The sequence below is a fragment of the Microbulbifer mixtoriginis (SeqCode) genome (assembly GCF_052467235.1).
On record NZ_CP174305.1, the window covers coordinates 1271541 to 1297630 of the forward strand.

Consider the following 26090-nt stretch of genomic DNA (forward strand, 5'->3'; position numbering starts at 1 on the left):
GCTATGTATGCACCTTCAGAATTAGAAAAGCTCGTTACCGTGCAAACCCTGCGCAAAATGAAAGCGAACGGCGAGAAATTTATTACCGTCGCCCTCTACGATGCGCCCATGGCGGCCATGGCGCAGAAAACCGGAGTGGAAACCGTGCTGGTAGGCGACTCCCTCGGTATGACCGTACTGGGCTACGACAGCACAGTGCCGGTCACCATGGAACAGATGATCTACCACGTGGAAGCAGTGGCAAGGGGCAATAAAAAATCCCTGATCATGGGTGATATGCCATTTATGACATATGCCACACCGGAGCAAGCGCTCACAAACGCCACCCGTATCATGCAGGCTGGCGCCCATATGGTGAAGATTGAGGGCGGCGCCTGGCTTGCCGACACAGTCAAAATGCTGACAGACCGCGGTATCCCTGTTTGTGCTCACCTGGGGCTCACTCCTCAGTCCGTTCACAAGCTGGGCGGCTATAGGGTTCAGGGGCGCGACGAAAAACACGCCGAACAAATGTTGGAAGATGCGATCCTCCTAGATCAGGCTGGCGCCGATCTGCTCGTGCTCGAATGCGTGCCCAGCGCCCTGGCCAAACGCATCACAGAATCAGTTTCCATGCCCACAATCGGCATCGGCGCTGGGCGCGATACCGATGCCCAAGTCCTGGTTATCAACGATATCCTTGGCCTTACCGAACAGCCGCCGAAATTTTCCAAGAACTTTTTAGTGGAGGCCGGCGATATCCCCGGTGCCCTGCGCAAGTATGCAGGGGACGTTAAACTCGGCGTATTCCCAGAAGACAGCCACACTTTCAATTAAGTTTCTACGGGGCCACTTAACGACAGTGCAGTGGCCCAGACATCTCCTCCCGCGGACTGCACAAAGCCCGCTCTCCCAGCGGTAACACTATGACTTTTGATGAACTTCTCCTTGATTGGCGCGATAAACATGGCGCCAATGTGGTACCGACAGGCTGGAGCCAGGGCCGCGCTACTTTTGGCGGCCTGGTTGCTGCCATGCTCTATGAGAAAATGGCAGCGGAGGTGATTGCAGAAAGCAGTTTACGCTCACTCACCTTCTCCTTCGTCAGCCCGGTTAGCGCGGATGCGGTAAAAGTCGAAGCGCAGCTACTGCGCGCAGGCCGCTCTGTCACCCAGGTGCAGGGCCAATTACTGCAAAATAACGCGACTGTACTCGCTGGACTTGCCAGTTTTGGCAGCAGCAGGGAATCCTCCGTTAAAGTCGACACCCCTGCCGCTCCTGAGTTTGCCAGCCCGGATAAATGTATCGCCCTACCTTATATCGAGGGTGTGGTGCCAGAATTCACTCAGAAATATGACTATCGCATCGCTCGTGGCCAACTCCCCTTCAGCGGCACCACGGAGCGGCAACTGGGTGGTTGGGTGCGTTTCAAAGACGGCAGCGAATCTACTGTAGGTATTAGCCATCTACTCACACTCATCGACGCCTGGCCACCAGCTACTCTACCGATGCTAAAAGTTCCAGCACCGGCCAGCTCGCTCACCTGGACGCTGGAGCTGATGGAACCGCTACCACAACGCAGCGCATCGGATTGGTGGCAATATTTGGCAGAGGTGGAGCAGGCTGAAGATGGCTATGCGGTGATCCAGGCGCGCCTTTGGGATAACGCGGGCAGACTCGTCGCTTTATCCCGGCAAATGGTGACTATTTTTGCTTAAGCAAACTCACTACTGACTTCCCTTCTTTTAGGCGCGCCATATAGAAACCACACCCAATACCACGCAGGGCCATATTCTAATAAAGTTAAAGAAAGTGCTCTGCGACTAAGTTCTTTACTTAATTGCCAACCAGAAAATACTGATGCAGAAAAACCTGTGAGCAATCGTGTAGCTGGCGCCGCTTTATTGTCAGGATAATCTCAACTGACCGGCCTGTTAGTGTCTAACTTTTCTGACGCTGGGTATTTTCCTGGCAAAGCGTACAAATTAACGTCAATTAAAGTAAAAAATAAAATAAAAAAAACCTTCCTTACTCCAATTTGTAATCTACGCTATCCATCATCCCACCCTCGAAAAATCAAAGACCGAGACAAAAAGGCCTCGCCTTTTTAATTTCAATCCACCGGCGATAAGAACCATGGAGAATAAAAAATGATAAGAAAAATCTGTATATCCCTTGCTCTACTGATCAGCTATCCCGCTAGCGCAGCAGATTTTGAAGATGTATGGGATGCGATCACCTCATGCAACTGGTTCGAATTTATCGATGATGTGGATGACACGGGCTCAAAAGATCTGGATGGCTACGAGTATGGTGACACCAGCTTCGAAGATGCCAACTCAGGCAACTTTGACATGATGGTGTATAACATGGATGGATTTTTACAATGTATTGGTGGCAACAGTAAGTCAGATTTCAAACAAATTATCCGCACTTTTAATGACGACCCCAAGGATCTCTGGTTAATGCAGGAGGTGTGGAGTAAAACCAAAGCCAACTTCCTGGATGACGATGACAAACTGAGCAACGATACGGTTCCCTATCGTTCAAAACACTGGAAAGGTGGCGGCACCTCTTTTGGTAACGGCTTGCTGACTTTTTCCAAATTCCCCTTTGACCGGGACAATCGCGACGATAACGATTATTCCTTTGCCACTTATGAAGAGGAAACTTTTGATAAATGCTCAGGCAACGATTGTGATACCGAGAAAGGTTTCACCGTGGCCAACGTTGAAGTGACGGAGAACTATCATGTACATATTTATAACACCCACATGGATGCGGGCCATCAAGATGCCGACCTAAACGCCAAGGCAAAGCAACTTGATCAAATCGCCGATATGATTGTCTCCCACTCAAATAATGCCACTGTTATTTTGGCAGGGGACTTCAATATGGCATTCGATGAAAATGATGATGGCTGGCGCGGCGTTAACTACCAAACCTGGAAGGCCTTTTTCGAAAAAACCGGCGGTAAGCACGCCTGCCAATATATGCTCTCTGGCAATGACACCAGCCTGGAAGCCTGCTCCGATGAGCTACAAAATGACACAGACCATGTAGTAATCATCAACAATAATCCCAACTACACACTGGAAGTCACTGATTATTTTATCGGTTCTGCAACTTATTCTGGGTTAAGCGACCACGACCCAGTTTTTGTAGATTTTTCCTGGGTTAAAAACTAATCCCTAAAAGGGCTCCTTCCACTGCAACGTGGAGGGAGCCTTAGAGCCATTTTTTCCAATAAAAAAAGGCGATTTGTCCGGCAAGTGCAGCTACTAACAAAATACAAAATACCAAGAATCCCTCTCGAGCTTGAGCCCATGGAATCCCACCAACATTAATTCCAAACAATCCAGTTAAAAAGCTCAGAGGCAGGAAAATTGCTGCAACCATCGACAATACATACATACGACTATTCAGCTGTTCGGAGCTACGGCTTAGTAGTTCCTCCTGAGCAATTGCCGCCCGTTCACGAATTGTATCTATATCATCGATATGCCGCTGCAGGCGCTCATTAATATCCGCTAGTAGGATATGGCTCCCTTCATCAAACCAGGGAGCCGACTCCTGCTGCATACGAGTTAAAACCTCCCTCTGTAGGCAGAGGTATCGGCGCAATGCTATTGTCCTCTTACGAAACTGAACCAGGTTCGCCCCCAGATCTTTCACCGACCATTCGAGTAATTGATCCTCAAGTTCATCGACCTTTTCCTCAAAGTCATCAACCCGGTCTCCCATACGCAGCACGAGTAAATCTGCCAGGGACACTACCAATGCCGCTGTCCCCCGTGGCCCACAACCACTGCACAACCGGGAGATCAAATCCTCCTCGGCCAACAGGCGTCTCTTACCAATACTGATGACACGATTCTCTTCCACCCATATTCGAATAGAGACCCGGCTCTCTCTCCGTGCTTTATGCTTTGGATCGACTCCACACAAAGCTAGAAATAATCCATCACCTACAGCCAGGGTACGCGGTCGCACCTCTTTGGCCAGCAATGCTTCTTTAACCACAGTAGGCAATTCACTACTATCGCTTATCCAAGTTAAAACCTCTTCGCAAGCACTATCAAAATGGAGCCACAACACCCCCTGGCGGGGATGCCAAGACTCCACCTCCGGCCAAGCCACTTCTCGGCCCGATCCATTTCGATCGAGCAAGGTTGCACGAACGTGCTCAGATTCCATGGACATAGACTTCCATTTACTGAACTTTCATTTAAAAAATTGCACCCCATAGGAGCGCTCTTAAACCTCACCCAACAAACAAAATTAAGTTACAAGAACATCCAGACATAACGCATACGGATTACTCGGCCTGACTCAAGTGCGCTAATCCGGCAGCATTCTGTTCCCAGTTTTGCCCATCAAATGGCTCGACCTCTAATTCCTGCGGCACAATATCGAGACAACGCGCATTGAGGCTGTAACCATCGGGATTGGAGCGCGGTATGTAAAAGGGCTTTACACCGCAATGACGACAAAAATAGTGTTTTGCCACACCCGTATTAAAAGTGTAACAAGTGAGGGCTTCCTCTCCCCGCTCCAGCTGGAAGTTTGCCGCAGGTACGATCAGATGTAAGTAACCCACCTTTTCGCACATAGAGCAATTACAGGCGTGCGCCACCAGCGGCTCTCCATTTTGGCGACGATGTATCGCACGAAAGCGCACAGCATCACAGTGGCAACCGCCCTGCAGTGGCAAGGTAACTTCACTCATTATTAGATTGATCCAGATTAAATAATGGACGTGCCCACAATAGGGATAAAATTGAGAGGGCAAGAAGTAGGTGGAACCAATTAGTACGGGCAAGGCCCAACAGTCGTGAAGCTCCGGTGCCAATAAAGAGCCCATTGAACACCACTAACAGTGCACCAGCGCCAATTACCAGGGCTTGGTTGCGCTTGAGCCGGCGCGGCGCTATCAGCTCCAATAATGCTACCAATAACCACAGTACCAGCCCCACAGTAGAAAAGAGGTCGATCACTGTAAGGGCTGACATGCTGCTACTTTGCGCGAGACCAATTGCCCCAGCCAATATCAAAACCATTACCAGATAAGCCGGCGCGCGAGTATCTCGGCCCCAAGAGATTTCCAGACGTGCCCAGGCAAGACCTATGCCGATCAACAGGAAAGAGGCAAAACCGGAGATCTGCGCAAGTGCCCGATGCAGCTCTGTCACTCCGGGATCGATGCCATAGCGATAAGCGCCCACCAGGGCGGCCAGGGCCATAATCATCAGGGCGGCCACGATTATCAGAGCTGCCGATTGAAAGCGCGCGCGGGTGAGATACCAATACTGGTTGGCAACCAGTAGGCTAGCGAGACCAAGGAGTGCATCGAGAAGCCAGTAGTTGTGCAAAATTTTCCCCTTTTTCGACAAATTCTAACCGAAAAATCCCTGGGGCAAGTGCCTTTATTCCGTGTGAAGCCACTTTGAAAAGCTACAAAAAAACCCGGCACTGGGCCGGGTTTTTTCAGGCTTCATCAGCTCGAGAGGTTTACGCCTCTTCGGAACCCTGTTTCGCCTCTTCGGAAGCGGCTTGGTCAGCCTTGGCTTCCTTGATGGACAGTTTGATACGTCCGCGCTGGTCAACGTCGAGCACCTTAACCTTAATCTTCTCACCTTCACTCAGGTAATCGGTTACGGCATTTACACGCTCTTCAGCGATCTGGGAGATATGCACCAGACCGTCTTTGCCCGGCAGGAAGTTAACGAATGCACCGAAGTCTACGATGCGTACCACGGTACCTTCGTAGATAGCGCCAATCTCAGCTTCCGCAGTGATCTCCTCGATGCGGGTTACCGCCGCTTCCAGGCTCTCACCGTCTTCACCGAAGACTTTGATAGTGCCGTCATCTTCGATATCGATGGAGGCGCCGGTCTCTTCAGTGATGGAGCGGATAGTCGCACCACCCTTACCGATCACGTCGCGGATCTTGTCCGGATGGATCTTCAGGGTCGCGTAGCGCGGTGCGTTCTCATTCACGGTGGTACGGGAAGAGTCGATCACCTTGTTCATTTCCGCGAGGATGTGCAGACGTGCGTGCAGGGCCTGCTCCAGAGCGGTTTCCATGATCTCTTCGGTAATACCTTCGATCTTGATGTCCATCTGCAGCGCGGTTACACCAGAGGCGGTACCCGCTACTTTGAAGTCCATATCGCCGAGGTGGTCTTCGTCACCGAGGATATCGGTCAGAACCGCATAGCCTTCGTCTTCCTTCACCAGACCCATAGCGATGCCGGCTACCGGTGCCTTCAGCGGAACACCCGCATCCATCAGCGCCAGGCTGGAACCACATACTGAAGCCATGGAGCTGGAACCGTTGGATTCAGTGATCTCGGAAACCACACGTACGGTGTAGGGGAAGCTGTCCGGGCTCGGCAGAACTGCAGCGATACCGCGACGAGCGAGGCGGCCGTGACCGATTTCGCGACGACCGGTAGCACCTACACGACCCGCTTCACCTACAGAGTAGGGAGGGAAGTTGTAGTGCAGCATAAAGTAGTCTTTGCGCTCACCTTCCAGGGCGTCGATGATCTGTGCATCGCCAGTGGAACCGAGGGTAGCCACTACCAGAGCCTGGGTCTCACCACGGGTGAACAACGCAGAGCCGTGGGACTTGGGCAGAGCACCAACTTCCACTGCGATCGAGCGTACAGTTTTGCTGTCGCGACCGTCGATACGGGGCTCGCCGCGCACTACAGCGCCGCGCACCAGTTTCTTCTCCAGCTTGCCGAAGTAGCTTTTTACCAAATCGGCGCTAATTTCTTCAGTAGCCAGGGCTTCAGCGGCTTCGCTGCGCAGTTCCGCCAGGCGGGTGCTGCGCTCTTGCTTGTTGGTGATGCGGTAGGCTTCGGCAACCTTCTCGCCGAACTGACCTTCCAGGGCAGTTTTCAGCTCGGTATTTTCTGCAGGTGCCTGCCAGTCCCATTGGGGCTTGCCCGCTTCCGCTTTCAGTTCTTCACAAACCTTGATGATGGCCTGCATCTCTTGGTGTGCGTAGAGTACGGCACCGAGCATGATGTCTTCCGGCAGCTCTTGCGCTTCAGATTCCACCATCAACACAGCGTCTTTGGTACCGGCAACGACCATGTCCAGCTCGGAGGTCTTCAGAGCTTCATAACCCGGGTTTAACAGGTAGCCGTCTTGCTGGGTGTAACCCACGCGCGCAGCACCGATTGGGCCTGCGAAAGGAATACCGGAAACAGACAGCGCTGCAGAAGTGCCGATCATGGCAGCGATATCCGGATCCATGTCCTTCTCAGCGGAGAGAACGGTACACATCACCTGAACTTCGTTCATAAAGCCATTCGGGAACAGCGGGCGGATCGGGCGATCGATCAGACGGGAAGTCAGGGTTTCTTTTTCAGACGGACGGCCTTCACGCTTGAAGAAACCACCGGGAATTTTGCCAGCCGCGTAGGCTTTTTCTTGATAATGCACGGACAACGGGAAGAAGCCCTGATCTGGCTTGGCTTCTTTAGCGCCGACAACAGTACACAGGACGACGGTCTCACCCATGCTAACCAGGGCAGCACCGGTTGCCTGGCGCGCGATGCGGCCGGTCTCGATGGTGACTTGGTGTTGTCCGTATTGGAAAGTTTTGCTTACTGGATTCACTAGTTTTTTCCTATTTCCTTACGGTTACTGGCCCATTCCAGTAACCCCTACATAGTTGCCCGGGAGAGAGTTCCGAAAGCCTCACCCGAGGCGGCACGGGGATGTGCCACCACCGACCTGGGGTGGCCGGTGCAAACACTACACATCCAGCTCGGGTTGTTTTCCGCCGGCCTGTGCAGTGCGACTTCTGAAAAATGACAGTAAGGCCACTTTTCAGCAAGCATTAAAAAAGAATGCCCGCCAGAGGCGGGCATTCCAGGGTCTTAGCGACGCAGGCCGAGCTTGGCGATCAGCTGTGCGTAACGATTCAGATCCTTGCGCTTCAGGTAGTCCAGCAGCTTACGGCGCTGGTTTACCATGCGGATCAGACCACGACGAGAGTGGTGATCCTGCTTGTGCGCAGAGAAGTGACCCTGCAGTTTGTTGATGTTAGCGGTCAGCAGGGCTACCTGGACTTCCGGAGAACCGGTATCGCCTTCAGATTGGCCGTGCTCTTTCAGGATGGCTGCTTTTTCAACTGCAGACAGTGCCATAACGAATTACCTCGTCGTAATATGCTTTAAAAGATTCGGCTGGCCCGTGCATATTTACAGACCAGCTAATCGTGAATGCGGCTGCGCCGCGCGGGCACCTTGCGGGTTACCGAATGTTGGCTTTCACCAAAAAGCAGCTTCCATTCAGGTGCCACTTACCAGACGTCGTGGTGCCACGCACCCTTCGTCGGTAATTTCTCCTACGCCCAGAAAATCACCGTTTTCCAGGAAGAGGCGCACCATATCACCTTCTGTACCGATACGGTAGACCTGCAAATCCATTACCGGTTGCCCCTGACGCACATAGTAACCAGAGTCGTCCGGCAGGACGAGTTTGGGCAGTGAAGACGCTGGAGAATCCATCGGCAACAAGTGGTGATCAAGCACTTCTGCCTTATCTTCACCGCGTTCTTCTGTAAGCTCATCCAGGGTCACTGCGTCGGCTTCATCGAAGGGGCCGGCGGCACTGCGGTGCAGTACTTCCACATAGGCGCCTACACCCAGAGCTTGACCCAGGTCCTCGGCAATACTGCGAATATAGGTTCCCTTGGAGCAGTGCACCTCAACTTCCGCACGAGGCTGTGCGCCCGGCGTAAAGCTCAGCAGTTCAAACTCAAAAATTTCCACTTCACGCGCTTCGCGTTCCACTTCCAAGCCCTGGCGCGCCAGCTTATATAGGGGCTGCCCCTTGTGCTTAAGGGCGGAATACATGGAGGGCACCTGTTTGATGCTGCCGCGAAAGGCTTCCATGGCCTTGAGCACTGCTTTTTCGGTCAAACCGGAAGCATCTTTGGTTTCCAGTACATCACCATCGGCATCGCCACTGGCAGTGGTCATACCGAAGACAAAGGTGCTGCGGTAACGCTTGTCAGCATCGAGCAGGTACTGGGAAAACTTGGTGGCTTCGCCAAGACAGATCGGCAGCACACCGGTTGCCAGTGGATCTAAGGCCCCGGTATGACCGGCGCGATTGGCAAAAAAGAGTCGTTTGGCTTTCTGCAGGGCGTCATTGGCGGTAATACCGGCGGGCTTGTTTAATAACAGCACGCCGTGAACCGGCCGGCCCCATTTTGGTCTGCGGCCCATGGATCAATCTTCGTTAGAGTCGCTGTCGTCTTGGTGCTTGCGATCGGCGCGCACCGCCTTGTCGATCAGAGCGGAGAGCTCCTGGCCGCGCACCGAGGTCTCGTCGTAGCGGAAATACAGACGCGGGATGGTGCGTATCTGGATGGCGCGCGCCAACTGGCTGCGCAGAAAACCTGCGGCCTTGTTAAGCACTTCCATCGAGGTATTGATCTTACTGCGGTCGTCCTCACCCACAAAGGTGACAAACACTTTTGCGGTGGTCAGATCACGGCTGACTTCAACATCGTTGATATTGACCATGCCCAGACGCGGGTCGCGCACTTCCTGCTGAATCAGCTGGGCCAGCTCGCGACGCATAGCATCGGCGACGCGGTCGGCGCGTTGGAATTCTCTTGCCATTGTTTACCTATTGAGAATGGCGGTTTAAAGACAGGAAAACCCGCACGGCCAAAGCCGCGCGGGTTTTCCTTCACTAGGTGCCGGAACGCTTTACAGTTCGCGGGCAACCTTGACGATATCGTAAACTTCGATCTGGTCACCGGACTTAACGTCGTTGTAGTCCTTCACCCCGATACCACACTCCATACCGTTGCGCACATCCTGCACATCGTCTTTGAAGCGGCGCAGGGATTCCAGCTCGCCCTGGTAGATTACAACGTTGTCGCGCAGCACGCGGATCGGCTTGTTGCGGTAAACGGTACCCTCGGTAACCATACAACCGGCAATCGCGCCAAACTTCGGTGAGCGGAATACATCGCGAACCTGGGCAATACCCACAATCTCTTCGCGAACTTCCGGCTCCAGCATACCAGACAGTGCCTGCTTCACTTCGTCGAGCAGGTTGTAGATCACGCTGTAGTAGCGAATCTCTACGCCTTCGGTCTCTGCAGTTTTACGCGCTGCAACATCGGCACGGGTGTTAAAGCCCAGTACGATAGCACCAGAGGTCAGTGCCAGGTTGATATCGTTCTCGGCGATACCACCCACACCACTGGAGACTACATTTACAGAAACCTCTTCGTTACCGATATCCGCCAGTGCACCCAGAATAGCTTCCAGGGAACCACGCACGTCGGCCTTGATGACAACCGGCAGCACCTTGCGCTCGCCAGCTTCCATATCCGCAAACATGTTTTCCAGCTTGGCTGCCTGCTGGCGCTGCATACGATCGCGTCGCTCGCTGTCAGCGCGCTGTTCAGCCACCTCACGGGCCTTGCGCTCATCGGCAACCACCATGAACTCGTCACCGGCATTCGGGGTGGAATCCAGACCCAGCAGCTCTACTGGGGTGGACGGACCAGCTTCCTTCACCTGCTTGCCGTGCTCGTTGGTCATGGCACGTACGCGACCATAGCTCTGACCAGCCAAGATAATGTCGCCGCGCTTCAATTCGCCATTCTGCACCAGCAGGGTAGCAACAACACCGCGGCCTTTTTCCAGGCGGGACTCAATCACAACGCCAGTGGCCGGTACATTTACCTTGGCCTTCAGCTCCAGCATTTCCGCTTGTAGGGACACCGCTTCCAGGAGGTCATCAATACCCTGGCCAGTATGCGCGGATACGTTGATGAACTGGGTATCGCCGCCCCAGTCTTCTGGGATTACGTCTTTTGCGGCCAACTCATTTTTCACGCGATCGGGATCCGCGGCTTCTTTGTCGCACTTGTTCACGGCAACAACCAGCGGTACACCGGCGGCGCGGGCGTGATTCACGGCTTCCTCGGTCTGCGGCATAACGCCATCATCGGCGGCCACTACCAGGATTACCACGTCGGTGGCCTGAGCACCGCGGGCACGCATGGCAGTAAAGGCGGCGTGTCCCGGAGTATCTAGGAAGGCGATCTCGCCCTGGCTGGTTTTCACTCGGTAGGCACCGATATGCTGGGTAATACCACCAGCCTCACCAGAAGCCACCTTGGTCTTGCGGATATAGTCGAGCAAAGAGGTTTTACCGTGGTCGACGTGCCCCATTACGGTTACTACCGGTGCGCGGGTAACCTCGGTGCCCTCTTGAGCCTTGGCATGCGCCACCAAGCTGTCTTCCAGCTCGGTCTCGGAGCGCATTACGACTTTGTGGCCCATTTCCTCGATGATCAACTGTGCAGTCTCACGGTCCAGGCTCTGGTTGATGGTAGCCATCTCGCCCATTTTCATCAGGCGCTTGATCAGCTCCCCAGCCTTCACATTCATCTGCTTGGCCAGTTCTGCGACGGTGATGGTATCGCCCAACTGTACTTCGTACACCTGCTTCTCCGTGGGCCGTTTAAACCCATGAGTCGGTTTAATTTTCAGATTCGGACGAGACAGGGAGCGCGTGCTGCGCTTGCTGGCTTCATCTTCCTCAAATACTTCCAGTGCCTGCTCGTACAGAGAGGTTTTGCTGGACTTCTTCGGGCCGGACTTGGAGCGACGACCTCGACGCTTGCGGGGCTCGTCCTCAGCACGAGCAGCTTCGCTTGGGGCGGCTTCTAGCTTGCGGCGCAAAGAGGGTTTAACCTCTTCGGTTTTCTCCGTAGCTTTGGTGGGCTTCGCCTTAGCAGCCTGAGAGGCCTGAGCAGCCTTCTCTTTTTTCTCTTGGGCGGCGCGTCGGTCGGCTTCTACTTTCGCCTTCTTCTCTTCTAACTCGCGCTTCTCTTGCTCAGCCTGCTGCTTGCGACGCTCCATCGCGGCGATACGCATCGCCTCAATATCGTCTACATACGTTGAGCGGATGGGTGCGGCGGGTTCCGCCTTTTTCGCTACATTATCTACGGGTTTACCCTCTGCCTTATTATCGGCTTTCTGTGCTTCTTTAGCGGCTTCCGCTGCGGCAGCTTCCGCGCGAGCCTTCTCTTCTGCCTCGGCAGCGGCCTTCGCCTCTGCCTCAGCCTTCAAACGTGCTTCCTCTTCCTCAGCAGCGCGACGAGCGGCCTCAGCTTCAGCGGCAGCCTTGGCTTCCGCTGCTGCTTTAGCTTCAGCGGCTGCTTTGGCTTCCGCTTCTGTGATAGCAGTAGCATCCGCGCCCTGAAGAGCCTCTTCCACCTCGGCAGCGCTCTCGGTACCAGCTCCTGTTTCAAGCTCAGCCTGTGGACGCTTCACATAAGTGCGCTTCTTGCGCACTTCCACGTTTACAGTTTTACGGCCGGTGCCAGAGCCGGTTTTCAGCGTGGTTGTGGTCTTGCGCTTCAAGGTGATCTTGCGTGGGCTAGCGCCCTGCTCCCCGTGACTGCTTTTCAGGAAACTGAGCAGGACCTGCTTTTCCTCATCTGACACCACTGCATTCGCAGAGGTGTGAGGCAAACCCGCTTCTTTCATCTGCTTGAGCAGACGGTCTTCGGTGGCACCAACCGATTTGGCGAGTTCGCTAACTGTTACTTCGGCCATTCTCTCTCCTAAAAGTCACTTGGTCGGAGGGGGTTACTTATACGTAATACTTGTTGCGGTGTGTTTAAGCCTGCTCGCCATCATCGTCGGCAAACCAGGGCTCACGCGCTTTCATAATCAGCGCTGCGGCGCGCTCCTGATCGAGACCCTCGATATCGAGCAGGTCATCCACCGCTTGTTCCGCCAGGTCTTCCATCGTGGAAATACCGCGGCTGGCCAGCTGGAAGGCCAGGTGGCGCTCCATACCATCCATATTCAACAGATCTTCCTGGGGCTCAGAAGCATCCAGCTTTTCTTCAGAGGCCAGGGCCTGGGTGAGCAGGGAATCCTTGGCTCGGGCGCGCAATTCTTCGGCGATATCCTCATCGAAGCCCTCGATTCCGAGCATCTCTTCGATGGGCACGTAAGCCACTTCCTCTAGGGAGGTAAAGCCCTCTTCCACCAGTACAGCGGCGACATCTTCATCAATATCCAGGCGATCGATAAACACCTGCATGATGGAGCTGGATTCAGCCTCCTGCTTATTCTGCCACTCGTCGGAACTCATGACATTGATTTGCCACTGAGTCAGCTCTGAAGCCAAGCGAACATTCTGGCCACTGCGGCCGATAGCCATAGCGAGATTTTCCTCAGCTACCGCCACATCCATAGAACCGGTGTCTTCGTCGACAACGATGGATTCAATTTCCGCCGGCGCCATGGCGTTGATTACAAACTGGGCCGGATTTTCGTCCCACAGCACGATATCTACACGCTCACCAGACAGCTCATTGGAGACTGCCTGAACACGCGCACCGCGCATGCCCACACAAGCACCGACAGGATCGATACGGCCGTCATTGGTGTTTACTGCGATTTTTGCACGCAGGCCGGGATCGCGGGCCGCGCCTTTAATTTCGATTACCTGCTCGGAGATTTCCGGCACTTCAATGCGGAACAATTCGATAATCATTTCCGGGCAAGAGCGGCTCAGCATTAGCTGAGGGCCCCGGGCTTCCGGCTGGATTTCCAACAGAATTGCGCGCACACGATCACCGAGTCGGAAAATTTCACGGCCAACCAACTGGTCGCGGGGCAGGCGCGCTTCGGCGTTATTCCCCAGGTCCACAGCAATAAAGTCGCGCGTCACTTTTTTCACAGTGCCGCTGACCATCTCGCCTACGCGATCGCGGTACTCGTCTACAACTTTGGCGCGCTCGGCTTCACGTACTTTTTGCACGATAACCTGCTTTGCGGTCTGCGCGGCAATACGGCCGAACTCTACATTCTCTACCTGCTCGCGGTAGATATCACCGGCCTTCAGCTCAGCATCTTTTTCATGGGCTTCTTCCAGGGTGAACTGGGTACCCAGCTCCGCCAGGACTTCATCACCGACTACTTCCCAGCTGCGGAAAGTCTCGTAATCGCCCGAACGACGATCAATGATAACCTCAATGGTTGAATCTTCGTCGTAGCGCTTCTTCGTGGCCGTTGCCAATGCCGCTTCGATGGCCTGGAAAATAATCTCCTGGTCAACGCCCTTCTCGTTGGATACCGCCTCGGCTACCAGCAAGATCTCTTTGTTCATGCAACTGTGCCTCAAAATCGCCTGAGCTCAGGCTCCTACAGGTTACTTGGTAAATTGGGGAATAATATTTGCTTTCTCGATGCTGTCGATCGGCAGCAGGTATTCATTTTCACTGTCCACGCGCAGAACGACTTCATCCCCTTCCACACCGGCCAGCAGGCCGCGCCACTTGCGCTGACCGTCGAGCGGCATACGCAGGCGCACCTCGATTTGGGCACCGGCAAAACGCTCGTACTGCTCCAGCTTATACAGGGGACGGTCTAGTCCTGGGGAGGAGACCTCCAGGGTATATCTACCGCTAATGGGGTCTTCCACATCCAGTACGGCACTGGCCTGGCGACTGACTTTCTCGCAGTCCTCCACACCTATGCCATTTTCAGAATCGATATAGATGCGCAGCAGCGCGTTGCGACCATGGGTCTGATAATCGATCCCCCACAGTTCACACCCCAGCGATGCCACCACCGGCGCCAGAAGTTCTTCCAGCAATTCGCGTTTGCTCGCCATTTACGTCACCACATACAAAAAATGGGCCTGCGGCCCACTTCGAAAATTATCTGCAACTTTTCTTGCAGATACGAAAAAGCCCCTGACGGGGCTTTGACCGCACATTCATGCAGCCAGTATGCATGAATGCAAAATTTGGTAGCGGGGGCAGGATTTGAACCTACGACCTTCGGGTTATGAGCCCGACGAGCTACCAGGCTGCTCCACCCCGCAACAACACATGCGCATCAAAGCTTTTATAGAAAAGCAAAATTGGTAGCGGGGGCAGGATTTGAACCTACGACCTTCGGGTTATGAGCCCGACGAGCTACCAGGCTGCTCCACCCCGCAACAACAAATGCACATCAAAGTTTTTGCTAAAAGCAAAATTGGTAGCGGGGGCAGGATTTGAACCTACGACCTTCGGGTTATGAGCCCGACGAGCTACCAGGCTGCTCCACCCCGCAACAACTCCGAGAAACAAAGCCTGGTTGACCTTTGTTTCCCTGCGGCGGGACCAGCCCAACCACTCAAGAGGCTGCGCATTCTATGGTTAGCGTCCCCATGAGTCAAGCCACAATTGGCATTTGTTTTCCCCTTCAGTCGGGAACAGCCTCGAATATACCTCGCTGATCAGTATAGAAAAGGAAGAAAATCCCGCAAATACAGCCCACTGCATATGCCGATTCTTACTTCCAATGCCACGGCCCTGTGTGTATTCACCACATCAAGCCTTGCTGTTTAGCGGGTGAGCTGGTGCACTATGGCACGCCGTACCGGTGGAAAATGTTCACTGATACGCAATATCGCTCTGCGTAATAATTTCGCTGGCAGTCGATCATCGGTGAAAAGGTCCACAACCCGGTTAGTACCGGTATAAATAGGGTGCGAATCCAAACGGTGCTGATCCTGATAGCGAGACAATGCAAGGGAGAGCCCCGCCGGCTGATACAGCCGCGTTACATTATGCAATTGGCTAGCCAGAGTATTCGCGCCGGCCAAGCCCAGGTTAAAACCGTGCGCCGTAACGGGGTGCATCCCCACCGCAGCATCTCCCACCAGGGCAAAGCGCTCAGCAAGAAATCGATGGGCATAAACTGCCACCAGCGGGTAACAATGGCGCCTAGTGAAAGCCTCAACAGCCCCAAGAGCCCCAGCGCTCTCTCTCTGCACATGGGCCGCAAATTCCCTATCGCTGTAGGCCATCATTTCCTCGGCACAATTGGCGGATACCGTCACTACCGCCGAACAGGTTTGCGCATCGGACATTGGCAGTAGAGCAAGGGTTGAACCGTAGCGAAAACACTCCCGGGCAACGCCACCATGCTCCCGCTCTGTGCGCACCGGACCTAGCACCGCAACCCTGCCGAAGTCGCGCATATCTGCGCCAATCCCAGCCATACGACGAACCTCAGAAAAGCGGCTGTCCGCCGCCACCAACAAGGCCGCAGTAACAACCTGCCCCCCCTCAAGCTGTACCAGTCGCCGACTCGTCTCGCAACGTGTGCCAATCACCTTACTATTAGGCAGCAGCTGTATATTGCTATCCTCACGCACCGCCTCATAAAGCACCCGCCGAATTGCAGCATTGGGCACAATAAAGCCCAGTGGACCTCGCCCCCGAGTATCGAAGTCCAGACTAGAGGGGGAATCGCCATCCACCACCTGCGCAGACTGCAGCGAACTCTGCTCCTCGGGCTTCAGCCGCTGCCAGGCTCCTAGAGACTGCAACAATCTTACGGATTTGTGAGTGAGCGCAATTTCCCGCCCATCGTTCGCTGGACACGCCAGCATTTCATCATCCTGGCGCTCCAGTAACGTTACCCTGCAATCCCGAGCAGCCAGCATAAGCGCCAAAGCCAGACCCGCAGGGCCCGCCCCTACAATCGCGACATCTGTGTGCAGCATCCTCCCCCCCCTAGAACATCCCACTTCAATTTCTGCTTGTGATAAATAACTTTTGTTATCGACCGATCGAAGCTCACTGTATGCTGGAGTAACAGCGGGGCAACTGATACAAATCAGAAAACCTCAAGGCAGGCGCAACAAGAGAATAGACACATACAAAGGATCGTATATGCAGGTAGAAATCGATATCGTCGACGCTTTCACCAGCGCCCAATTTGGAGGCAACTCTGCAGCGGTAATCATTACTGAAAAGTGGCTCAGCGAGCCCTTGATGCAATCCATCGCCGCACAAAACAATCTCTCAGAAACAGCATTCCTACTCAAAAAACGCAGCGACAGCGAATATCATATCCGCTGGTTTTCTCCGTTAACCGAAATCGACTTTTGTGGCCACGCCACCCTGGCCTCTGCTTTTGTAGTCTTTCGAAAGCACCCACATTTAAAAGCTTTGGATTTATTTGCCGAGGCAGTCGGTGAGATGCATGTCACTCATAGAGGGGACGGCCTGATCGCTATGAATTTTCCCTCCCGCACCCCACAGCCATTAGCTAACATTCCCTGTGACCTGCTCGAAGGGCTATCGATCACACCGAGAGAAGTTCTGCGCAACAATCAAGCCTACTTTGCCATTTACGCTGAAGAAGAGGATATCCTACAGCTGCAGCAGGACCCCGCCAGGCTGGCAAAACTCGCTCCCTATGATGTGGTAGTCACCGCACAATCTAGGCAATACGATTTTATATCCAGGTATTTTTGGCCCACCAATGGCGGTGATGAAGATCCAGTAACTGGCTCCATTCACACTGGACTGGCACCCTACTGGGGAGTAAAACTGGGAAGATCAAACCTGATAGCCTTCCAAGCCTCAAAACGCGGAGGCCTGCTACACTGCCAGCTTGATGGGGAGCGAGTGATCGTCTCCGGTAACGCAGTGCAATACCTTAGCGGCGTGATTGATGTAGTCGAAAAGGACAAGTAGTTCTTAGTCACTGCACGATCGTCAGATTTCACGCACAAAAAATCCTTTGCCACAAAAAAATAAATGGAAAAAAAAATGAATCACAAAGGCTCATGCCTCTGTAATGAAGTCCAGTTCACAGTGGAGGGGGCTTTTGAAAGCTTCTTCCTTTGCCACTGCGACCACTGCCGTAAAGACACTGGTTCCGCCCATGCCGCCAGCCTCTTTTCCACCTCGGCCAAGCTCCACTGGAACCACGGGGAAGAACTCATCAAAGTCTTTAAACTCCCCTCAACCCGGCACGTAAAAAGCTTCTGCGGTCAGTGCGGGTCCGCCCTGCCCTTTGCCGACAAAGAAGCAGAATTACTGGCAGTGCCCGCTGGCAGCCTTAACAGCCCTATAACCATCAGACCCAATGCACATATTTTTATGGCCAGTAAAGCCGATTGGGACAAGGACCTTGGCAAAGTACCAGAACTCGATGGTTTCCCCCAGGTTGATAAAGCCGACACCCCCTGAAAGGAACAACGGTGCCGCTTGCAAATAAGCAAAGCAGCACCTCACAACCTTTTGTAAGTTTTAGCCTGGGTGACCATCTACTCTGGGTTGAAATAGAACTGGGGTGTAGTAAATCAGGAAAAGTGAGTAACCCAGCACCCAGGCAACAATAGCAGCGAGAAAGCCACTGGGAGCCGGCGCCCAGAAAATACGGGCCAGGGCGGATAGCGCCAGTGCGGCAAACGCCAACGGCATAAGACGCGGCGCCTGTAAAATACGGCCGGTATGCCCCAAACTCACACGACTGGTCATAGCCAGAATCAAACCACCAATGCCACCCACCGCAAAAGCATGTAGCGCTGAGCTCTGCCAAGCGGGTGCGATTCCACTCCAGGCCAAAGCAGCGAGAAAACAACCCAAAATCACCAACCAATAACTGAGGTGTAGGGACCAAACCATGGGCTCCGCCCAGATCTTGGTGGGATGCCAGCGCAACACTCTTACCAGCTGCAAAACACCCAGGGTAATGGCCAGCAATGCCCAAACTATCTTGGGCAGATCCAAGGCCACACTAAGCAGTAGGAGTACGACCGCAATATGCGTGCCCCATTCCACAATGGGTAACTTCTCACGCGGGCTCAAATGGAAGCGCCGCGCAGTAAAGAAAGGAATAACCCTGCCGCCAATCACCAAAATAATCGCCGTCACCAAGAGCAGAGCCATCAACGCCACCCGGCTCTGCGCAGCGGGTAACAACCAGTGGCTGGCCGCCAGTCCAGCAAAGGCCAGCATAGCCGGCAGCACAAATAAGTTGCGCCATTGCTTGGTGCGCAGTACACGCGCCCCTAACAAGAATGCAGCCAGTAGGAAGAAAGACACCTCGGCCACGACCGGCATCCACAGAGGCACCGCCGCAAAGAGATATCCCAGGCGTGCCAGCAACCATAAACCCACCAGGCTTATTAGCTGAGTCCCCTTTGGTGAGGGAATTCCGGTCCAGGTTTGCATGGCGGTACCCAAAAAGCCCACCACTACTGCCGCGGCAAAGCCAAACAACATTTCATGGGAATGCCAGGCAACCCCCACACGTAGGGCGGGCAGCTGCCAACCGGACAGAGAGGCCTGCCAGATCAGTAATGCGATCATGCTCCACAGGGCACCCCCCCAAAAGAAAGGTCGAAAAGGCATGCGCCAGAAAGGGGCGATGGATTCCGCGCTCGCGCGGTCGACAATGGGTATCACAATCTTTTCTCCTTAAACAAAGGGAGGTTAATTCTCCCGGGGCAGGTATTTGCCTTCACAAGGCTCCATTCACAGTTAACACGCACTGCACAACGCCATTATCACTGTTTCGAAATCAGCAATTTAAACGCAGGAGCCAAGAAAGGGGTCAGCACCAATAAGTCCCGTTTCTACTCAATGCCCAATGCAATGCCAGCCTGATGATTCATCACAGTGTGAATTAACACCTGAGAGTCCATTCTAAGAATTGAGCACTCCGCTTATTTTCCCCCAATCAACCCTATTAGTTAATAGGCAAGGGGCATAGTTTATAAAATTTATAACCCTATACAAAAAGCGGGCATTTTCCCCATAAAAAAAATCAAATAATGATTGACAAAAAAGCAACCCCAGCAAAAAACCACTAACTTAAAGTTCAACTTTAAGTTAGTAAGCCAACAATTTTATTCAAAGAATCCTCACTGGCTATCGATAAAATTTATAAACATCGAAATATCAACAATTAAACAACTAGGATTTATATTTTACATTTTGTTATCTGCAGGCTTTCCTCGTACAAACAGAACACATACCAGCAGCGCCAATAAAGCCAAGTAAGCATTGACCACAAACGCACGATCAATACCTGTGGCTAAACTCGGGGCCAAGGATACTATGGTGGTATTCATTGCCAACCCTATCGCCCCACCAATAATCTGAAACATAAAAATCAGGGCTGCAGCAAGGCTAGCTCGATCAGGGCCCACTGCAGTAACAGCAGCAGTGGTAATGGTGGGAAAAAATAGACCCAGCCCAATTCCTAGAGAAATTAAGCCTGGCACCAAATGAATGTAACGAGTGTGCTCCAAGAGGTTCGATAACAAAAACATCCCTCCGCCAAGAAAGATAGCTGCCGCTGACAAAATCACTTTGGCCCCAAGCATGGCATAGAGCCTGCCAGCAACATAGGAAACAACTCCATAAGTAATCATAACTGGCAGCAAGCCGGCACCAGACCAGACAGCGGAGAATTTTAATTCTTTTATTAAAAATTGTGGTACATAAAGCAACATCGAGACAAAAATCACGGAAAGTAACAGCGTTGTAATGCCCACAGTAAAAAATCGCCCATTTGTTGCCACATCCGCAGGGATGAGTGGGCTTACCCTCGCATGAGCCTCCACCCAGGAAAAAGAACAAAATGTAATAACAGAAACGATAAGCAACCCCAAAACCAAGGAGCTACTCAAGCCCATATCCACAACAAAACCCAGAGCCAGCAAGAGTGTTAATAAAGAAATCGACAGGAAAATAATTCCTGCATAATCCACCTGCTCACCAGATTTTTCTGGACTGTCATCATCAATTACTCGCCAGCTAATCAACATAGCGATAAGCGCAATAGGGAAATTAATAAGAAATATCCAACGCCAACTAAGGAAATCAGTAAGCAAGCCTCCGAGTAGCGGCCCAACCGAATTGGCAAACCCGCAAACTGTCATAATCAAACCACCAGCCTGTCCAGCTTGATCCTCTGGCATAATTTGATAGGTCATCCCAAGAATTGCCGGCCACATCAAGGCCCCACCCACCCCCATCAGCGCCCGGCTGCCCAATAGCATCCAGACATTCACCGCAAAGCCACCCAATAGAGAAAACAGAATAAAAATACTGCTGCCAATAAAAAACAGACGGCGACGCCCAAACATATCAGCCAGGCGACCTCCGGTGACAATCAACACACCGAATACCAGTGCATAACCGTTAATTACCCACTGCATCGTAGAAATATCTGCCTGGAAATGTCTCTGCATAGCCGGTATTGCCACAGAGAAAGCTGTAAAGTCATTGGCGATTAGAAAAATCGCAAAGGTTAATGCGGTTAGAGCAATGATCTGCTTTTTTGAAAGTGCCTCTTTTGCCGCTGCCATAGGTACTCCAGGCTGCCAATAGCTGAATTTATCGGCTCAATCTATTCACAATTTTAGAAGTAAAAAGTTGATCTCAAACTTTAAAGGAGAGGGTTTAATTTGACATTTTAAGAGCTGGGATCTAATTACTGATAACAAAGTCCTATATTACTGAGAAAACCCCCTTATAAACTGTAGCCAACCAATAGTCTCCTACTTTCTTCCCAGGATTTCTACACTTCTCTCTCATACCGCCTTCTCGTTTTATCACCAACACTTACCCATGTAACAAGGTGAGTCCGGAAAGTTACTCTCAGAAATGAATTAGGGTATCTCACGGCACAGTGAGAACGAGGCAGTAGAATTCGGATTTTAATCCTATGCGCCATGAATTTAATTCATCAGGATGAGAATAGTGAAACCCATCCTGATTCAAACTCCGCCATCGACCGGCACCTAGGTAAAGACAAGCAGTAGTGCCATTAACAGTGGTTTGGGAAGAGTTCTATTAAGCTGTTCTGGGACTGATCCGCCGCTAAAGCCGATCCAATGCAGTAAACCGACTTCAGCGCCAGGCAGAGGCGGAAAGTAGTCGCCTGCGCTTGAAGTCGGACTTTTACGAACGAACAAAAAATAATATATAGATCTCAGTGCCAGCTGTGAATAACATCCAGTGTACACACTGTAACTACAATGACTCACACTTACGATATAACCCCGCTTACTTAAAGCGATTTACCGTCATAGTTAAAGATTTAGGCCAGACTACACTTACAGTCGTAGCCAGGCAAAAGTAATGGGACTGTTATTCTATAGCAACCACCCTAGCTGTCTTTTTTACTCACCATTTACTGTCACACCATATACGATCCCCGTGCGCTATATTCATATCTGCCAGCACTTTATCGAAAACACTATTAATTTTAATCTAGTGGAGAGCTACTGATATGCTCGAACGGAAAACTGTCGAAGAGGTATTCAACGCTCTCCGTACCGACCCACAACCATTTTTAGAGCGCGTTGCGGACAATGTGCACTGGGTTATAAAGGGTACCCATGCTATGGCTGGTGAATATACCTCCAAGAGAGAATTGGTCGAGCGTGCCTTTCATGGAATTGGCAAGGTACTCCAAGGAGGTAAGGTAATGATGGAGGTCAAGCGAATACTAATCGACGGGGACTATGCGGTGGTTGAAATGGAAAGCACCTGCATCGCATTGAATGGTAGAAGATACAACAATACCTACTGTTGGATTGTTAAATTTGAGAATGGCTTAATTACTGAAGGCACTGCCTATGTGGATTCTGCACTGGTACAGCAGGTCTTGGATGAAAACTCTTAACCCAATTTTTTATTGCCGAAAAACTTGCATTGGCTTCAGACTGTATAAAAATTATCTGTACAAAGCCCGGTAACAATACTTGCTACCGGGCCCACTGATCAGTAAAGAGCCGCATATTTACGGCCCCAGATTTTAAGTCGCCACTATCGCCACTATTAGTTAGTTTTGGTAATCGATAGTCATATCAAAATTACCCTCTACACATTTAGCGTAATCGCCTTGATTCAGTGCGGAGTAGGCGGTTTGATAGTTCACCAACTGACAGGCAAAACTCTCATTATTGGGATTGTCGGCAGACCAACCCCAATCCTTATCCCAATAGATACTCAGGGAGGCAGCACCACCGGTCTCAAACTGACCCATATTGGCACACCCCAACTCTTCATCCGCAGGAATATTCACGCCCAAATAGCCGGTGAAACTTTTGTAGTAGTCCATGCGATTCTGAGAGCGAGCATCCTCTGAACCCTTACTACACTCGATAGCACCGTTCACAATATTGGTAGTGACACCAAAACCTGAACTCAGGTTATTGGCCCGGTCAACACTATTGGGCTCCCAGGTCCCATCAACCACATGCAACATGCTCGGCTTGGGCGGCTGTGGATACACGAAGAAGAAAATAGCGCTCGCCAGGTTCAACCAGGTATCCGCAACCAGTTCCGGATTTTCCAGCAGTGTATAAATATCACCGTACATAGCCTGGGAGAAAGGCCCGTAGTTATAGTTCCAGCTCAACTGCTTTGCACCGCGGCCAAAATAACTCTTGTAACCGCCATCGGCATTGATGGCACAGGGCCATACATCCGCCGCCCAGCTGCTGCTGGATTCACAGGCGCCATAACCACCGGAGGTTTCCTCGGTCCAACCAATCTCACGAATCCAGTAGAGCCCCTGACGCCATTCCGGCTCATCCCAGGCCGCCGCATGGGCACCGGTTTCCTGGCCAAAATGGGCAAACATTACTGCCAGCGCTTTACGGCAAATAGCATCGGAATTGCGACCATCGGTGTAGTCACCGCAAAAAGCCGGGAACTTGGCCACTGCGCGCAGGAAATTGGTGTAAGTGTATGCATCGGCCCGCAGGGGGAACAAATAGTCCCAGGTATCCTCAGAAATAATACTCTCAACACGCTGAACATTTGTCGGGTTGGCACTGCGACCGGGTTGAACCGCTTCCACAATCGCGTTGTCTCGGGTCTCAACAGTATTTTTCACTTCTTGCAGAAGCGAATCAGTGGTACGGGCACTCTCCTCCGCCTTCAGTTCACTCAAGCCCATGACATGACCACTTGCGGAGGCACAACCCGTTTGATTGATGCTTACCTCTGCAACGTCACTGGCCGCAGAGGAATCGGTAGCCGTCAGCTGGAAGGTGTAGGTCACATTGCTGTAAACCTCAGACAATACCGCCTGAGTGGAGCTACCCACGTAGTTTGAGAGCTTGATGGAAGGGCCACCTGTCTGGCTCCAGATATAGCTCATACCACTACCACCGGTAGTATCAGAACCATCCAGAGTAATGCTGCCAGTACAGCCCACACTATTGGCAGAAGCGGAGATCACCGCATTCACTGCACCACCTGAGTTGCTATTATCATTGGCGTCATCACCGTTACCAGCGTCAATGGCGAGGTTTTGCACTGTAACCTGCGCCTCCTCACTGGTTTCACCATCGCTGACAATCAGACTAAAAACAAAGTTCACATCATAGGTTGTGGCCGGCAGAGTCACAGAAGTCATGGCGCTTGTCGCTGAGGCGATATCCGCTTTAGGAGCGCTCGGTGAGAGCTGTGCCCAGCTATAACTGAGCGCGCTATCACCGCCGGAAGCACTAGCGCTGAGCTGCACCGTACCACCACCAGTCACTTGCGTTTGTGAAGTAGACAGGTTGAGAGAGATCGGAGTATTGCCAGTATCACCGCTGTTACCAGTATCTCCTCCACTATTACCGCCGTTATTACCGCCAGAGTCTCCGCCGTTTTCGCTTCCATTGTTGTTATCGTTAACGCTACATCCATCGGCCTCTTTGCGAACCCAAGGTGAATCCCAAGTATTTTCCGCTGTCAGTGCATCAGAGGGTAAGTCACTACCATTTGCCCACCATTGAGCAACAAAAATATCGCCGGCATAGCAAACTTCACTACCCTTGCGATAGCTTTGCCCGGATTGGTAAGCGGCTACGTCACTGGAGCTATCACTACCGGAATTATCTGAACCAGCAGAATTTCCGGAATCAGAATTGTCGTTGTCATTGTGATTATCGGAATGATCACTGTCACTACTATCATCAGAGGCGTCACAGACTCCCGTTTCTTGCACGATCCAGGGGGAATCCCAGGTGTTCTGCGCAGTCAGGGCCTCAGCTGGACGCTGTTCTGCAGTAGCCCACCACTGCGCTTTAAAAAGATCGCCGCCATAGCAAACTTGGCTACCTCCCCGGTAATGCTGGCCTTCCACATAGTCTTCTGCGGGCTGATCGGCTGCCACAGCCTGGGCACCAATGATCAATGCCGAAGCAATCGCTGTACGAATAAAAAGGTGGCTCATAGAGTCTCCACTATTCATTTTAAGGGTTCTTTTCAAAAATGGATGTATGCAAGGAGGTAGTGCAGCACGCTAGTGTTATTACAAGAAGTGCGGGCTAAGATTTTATCGTTAAACTCTATAGTGGGTTTTCAATTTCTAATTATGTGGTCAGAATTTATAAACCATCTGACTTTAGCCCCAGGCATTTAGAGGAATAATATTCCCATCCAATTAGACTCTTATTTCGGCACAGATAAACTGAGCCATATGATACCTTCAACAAATACTTAAAATTTTTCTGCGCTTTATAGCCAAAACCCCATACATACACTGCAAATTCGATAGAACCTTCTCAGAATGGTTCCCACCATAAAAAACAATTCTTTACAAAACAGCCACCTCAAAACACACATAAAGTACTAGGAAGCGGAAGCAAATAGGAAGGCTATTCCAAAGCATATCGAAAACACCTCTGCCTAGATTCAACTCAGCCTATCTTAAATAGAAATTTAATTTTTAATAAAACAGACAAATCAATACACAAAAAGCACATAAATATCATTCCATAGATAATCTTTTGCATATTTCTTCCATATTTATATATTTCAGGCTGTCGGCAAATGTAAAAAAACTAAACGAGCCAATGTCATTCTCCAGAGCAATTTCTCTCGTACTTCCAACAATCCAGCTTAACAGCCCTCCTTTTCCCTATGAGTGGGCTAGAGCCTCAATAGAAAATCTCTGGTAAAACTATCAATTCCCATTCAGCCTCAACTCCAGCTTTACAATTGAATCGGCTATCGAACTTATCCCTTCAACCTGCAGCCCAGCTTGAGCCTCATCCGAATTACCCTTAAAGGACAACCAGGATTACCTAGCAACTGTTTCCCCACCATATGACAAAATAGAAAAAAACATTAAAAAAACACAGAGAAAAAAACTAATAGATCAAAGAGCAAGATATTGGTGCTAATCGCACTCAAGGCAATAAGTCATAATGCCAGGCTTAGCATCGATACCCCCCGTAATTAGAGCAACCTCTGATGACTCTGAGATTAGCAATCATTAAAATAA

General features: G+C 51.7%; 20 protein-coding genes and 3 tRNA genes. 6 read left to right on the forward strand and 17 right to left on the reverse strand.

Annotated elements, in window-relative coordinates; all coding sequences use genetic code 11:
* The first annotated feature begins 3 nt into the window (after positions 1-3).
* From panB to ACJJIO_RS05675, 3 genes are all read left to right on the forward strand, one after another.
* Complete coding sequence (panB, locus tag ACJJIO_RS05665; protein WP_252083167.1) at positions 4-816, forward strand: 3-methyl-2-oxobutanoate hydroxymethyltransferase; 813 nt, start codon at positions 4-6, stop codon at positions 814-816.
* An 89-nt stretch (positions 817-905) separates the two neighbouring features.
* Positions 906-1697 carry an acyl-CoA thioesterase gene (locus tag ACJJIO_RS05670; protein WP_444910391.1) on the forward strand — a complete coding sequence of 264 codons (792 nt, stop codon included), beginning with the start codon at positions 906-908 and terminating at the stop codon, positions 1695-1697.
* Between the two features lie 432 nt (positions 1698-2129).
* Entirely contained in the window at positions 2130-3167 is a 1038-nt protein-coding gene (locus tag ACJJIO_RS05675) for an endonuclease/exonuclease/phosphatase family protein (protein WP_444910392.1), read from the forward strand.
* A gap of 40 nt (positions 3168-3207) precedes the next feature.
* On the opposite strand, the gene ACJJIO_RS05680 is transcribed toward ACJJIO_RS05675, so the two are convergent.
* From ACJJIO_RS05680 to ubiM, 14 genes are all read right to left on the reverse strand, one after another.
* Positions 3208-4176 (reverse strand): zinc transporter ZntB, encoded by a 969-nt coding sequence (locus ACJJIO_RS05680; protein ID WP_444910393.1) that lies wholly within the window; start codon positions 4174-4176, stop codon positions 3208-3210.
* A 121-nt stretch (positions 4177-4297) separates the two neighbouring features.
* Positions 4298-4708 (reverse strand): GFA family protein, encoded by a 411-nt coding sequence (locus ACJJIO_RS05685; protein ID WP_444910394.1) that lies wholly within the window; start codon positions 4706-4708, stop codon positions 4298-4300.
* Positions 4701-5351 carry a hypothetical protein gene (locus tag ACJJIO_RS05690; protein ID WP_444910395.1) on the reverse strand — a complete coding sequence of 217 codons (651 nt, stop codon included), beginning with the start codon at positions 5349-5351 and terminating at the stop codon, positions 4701-4703. The genes ACJJIO_RS05685 and ACJJIO_RS05690 overlap by 8 nt, the downstream gene beginning before the upstream one ends.
* A 139-nt stretch (positions 5352-5490) precedes the next feature.
* Positions 5491-7614, reverse strand: a complete 2124-nt coding sequence (gene pnp / locus ACJJIO_RS05695) for a polyribonucleotide nucleotidyltransferase (protein ID WP_444899944.1) — start codon at positions 7612-7614, stop codon at positions 5491-5493.
* Between the two features lie 263 nt (positions 7615-7877).
* Complete coding sequence (gene rpsO, locus ACJJIO_RS05700) at positions 7878-8147, reverse strand: 30S ribosomal protein S15 (protein WP_252083174.1); 270 nt, start codon at positions 8145-8147, stop codon at positions 7878-7880.
* A 144-nt stretch (positions 8148-8291) separates the two neighbouring features.
* Positions 8292-9233, reverse strand: coding sequence for a tRNA pseudouridine(55) synthase TruB (gene truB, locus ACJJIO_RS05705; RefSeq protein WP_252083175.1), 942 nt, complete (start codon positions 9231-9233; stop codon positions 8292-8294).
* Between the two features lie 3 nt (positions 9234-9236).
* Positions 9237-9632, reverse strand: a complete 396-nt coding sequence (gene rbfA, locus ACJJIO_RS05710; RefSeq protein ID WP_252083176.1) for a 30S ribosome-binding factor RbfA — start codon at positions 9630-9632, stop codon at positions 9237-9239.
* 90 nt (positions 9633-9722) lie between these two features.
* Positions 9723-12596 carry a translation initiation factor IF-2 gene (gene infB / locus ACJJIO_RS05715; RefSeq protein WP_444883900.1) on the reverse strand — a complete coding sequence of 958 codons (2874 nt, stop codon included), beginning with the start codon at positions 12594-12596 and terminating at the stop codon, positions 9723-9725.
* Positions 12597-12660: 64 nt separating this feature from the next.
* A complete protein-coding gene (nusA, locus tag ACJJIO_RS05720; protein ID WP_444899942.1) occupies positions 12661-14163 on the reverse strand; it encodes a transcription termination factor NusA in 1503 nt (500 codons plus the stop codon).
* A gap of 42 nt (positions 14164-14205) precedes the next feature.
* Positions 14206-14670, reverse strand: coding sequence for a ribosome maturation factor RimP (gene rimP / locus ACJJIO_RS05725; protein WP_252083179.1), 465 nt, complete (start codon positions 14668-14670; stop codon positions 14206-14208).
* Between the two features lie 136 nt (positions 14671-14806).
* Positions 14807-14883 (reverse strand) — tRNA-Met (locus tag ACJJIO_RS05730).
* 40 nt (positions 14884-14923) lie between these two features.
* Positions 14924-15000 (reverse strand) — tRNA-Met (locus ACJJIO_RS05735).
* A gap of 39 nt (positions 15001-15039) precedes the next feature.
* A tRNA-Met gene (locus ACJJIO_RS05740) sits at positions 15040-15116 on the reverse strand.
* Between the two features lie 274 nt (positions 15117-15390).
* Positions 15391-16557 carry a 5-demethoxyubiquinol-8 5-hydroxylase UbiM gene (gene ubiM, locus ACJJIO_RS05745; protein ID WP_444910396.1) on the reverse strand — a complete coding sequence of 389 codons (1167 nt, stop codon included), beginning with the start codon at positions 16555-16557 and terminating at the stop codon, positions 15391-15393.
* A 169-nt stretch (positions 16558-16726) separates the two neighbouring features.
* Between ubiM and ACJJIO_RS05750 the strand changes: the two genes are divergently transcribed.
* Both ACJJIO_RS05750 and ACJJIO_RS05755 read left to right on the forward strand, forming a co-directional pair.
* Positions 16727-17536, forward strand: a complete 810-nt coding sequence (locus tag ACJJIO_RS05750; protein WP_444910397.1) for a PhzF family protein — start codon at positions 16727-16729, stop codon at positions 17534-17536.
* A 75-nt stretch (positions 17537-17611) separates the two neighbouring features.
* Positions 17612-18034: a GFA family protein gene (locus ACJJIO_RS05755; RefSeq protein WP_444910398.1), complete on the forward strand. Its 423-nt coding sequence runs from the start codon at positions 17612-17614 to the stop codon at positions 18032-18034.
* A gap of 60 nt (positions 18035-18094) precedes the next feature.
* Here ACJJIO_RS05755 and ACJJIO_RS05760 read toward each other — a convergent pair whose 3' ends face one another.
* Positions 18095-19255, reverse strand: coding sequence for an NnrS family protein (locus tag ACJJIO_RS05760; protein ID WP_444910399.1), 1161 nt, complete (start codon positions 19253-19255; stop codon positions 18095-18097).
* Positions 19256-19779: 524 nt separating this feature from the next.
* Positions 19780-21165, reverse strand: a complete 1386-nt coding sequence (locus ACJJIO_RS05765) for an MFS transporter (RefSeq protein ID WP_444910400.1) — start codon at positions 21163-21165, stop codon at positions 19780-19782.
* A gap of 926 nt (positions 21166-22091) precedes the next feature.
* Between ACJJIO_RS05765 and ACJJIO_RS05770 the strand changes: the two genes are divergently transcribed.
* A complete protein-coding gene (locus ACJJIO_RS05770) occupies positions 22092-22487 on the forward strand; it encodes a nuclear transport factor 2 family protein (protein WP_444910401.1) in 396 nt (131 codons plus the stop codon).
* A gap of 159 nt (positions 22488-22646) precedes the next feature.
* Here the strand turns inward: ACJJIO_RS05770 and ACJJIO_RS05775 are convergent, their stop codons facing one another.
* Positions 22647-25037 carry a chitinase gene (locus tag ACJJIO_RS05775; protein ID WP_444910402.1) on the reverse strand — a complete coding sequence of 797 codons (2391 nt, stop codon included), beginning with the start codon at positions 25035-25037 and terminating at the stop codon, positions 22647-22649.
* Positions 25038-26090 lie beyond the last annotated feature (1053 nt).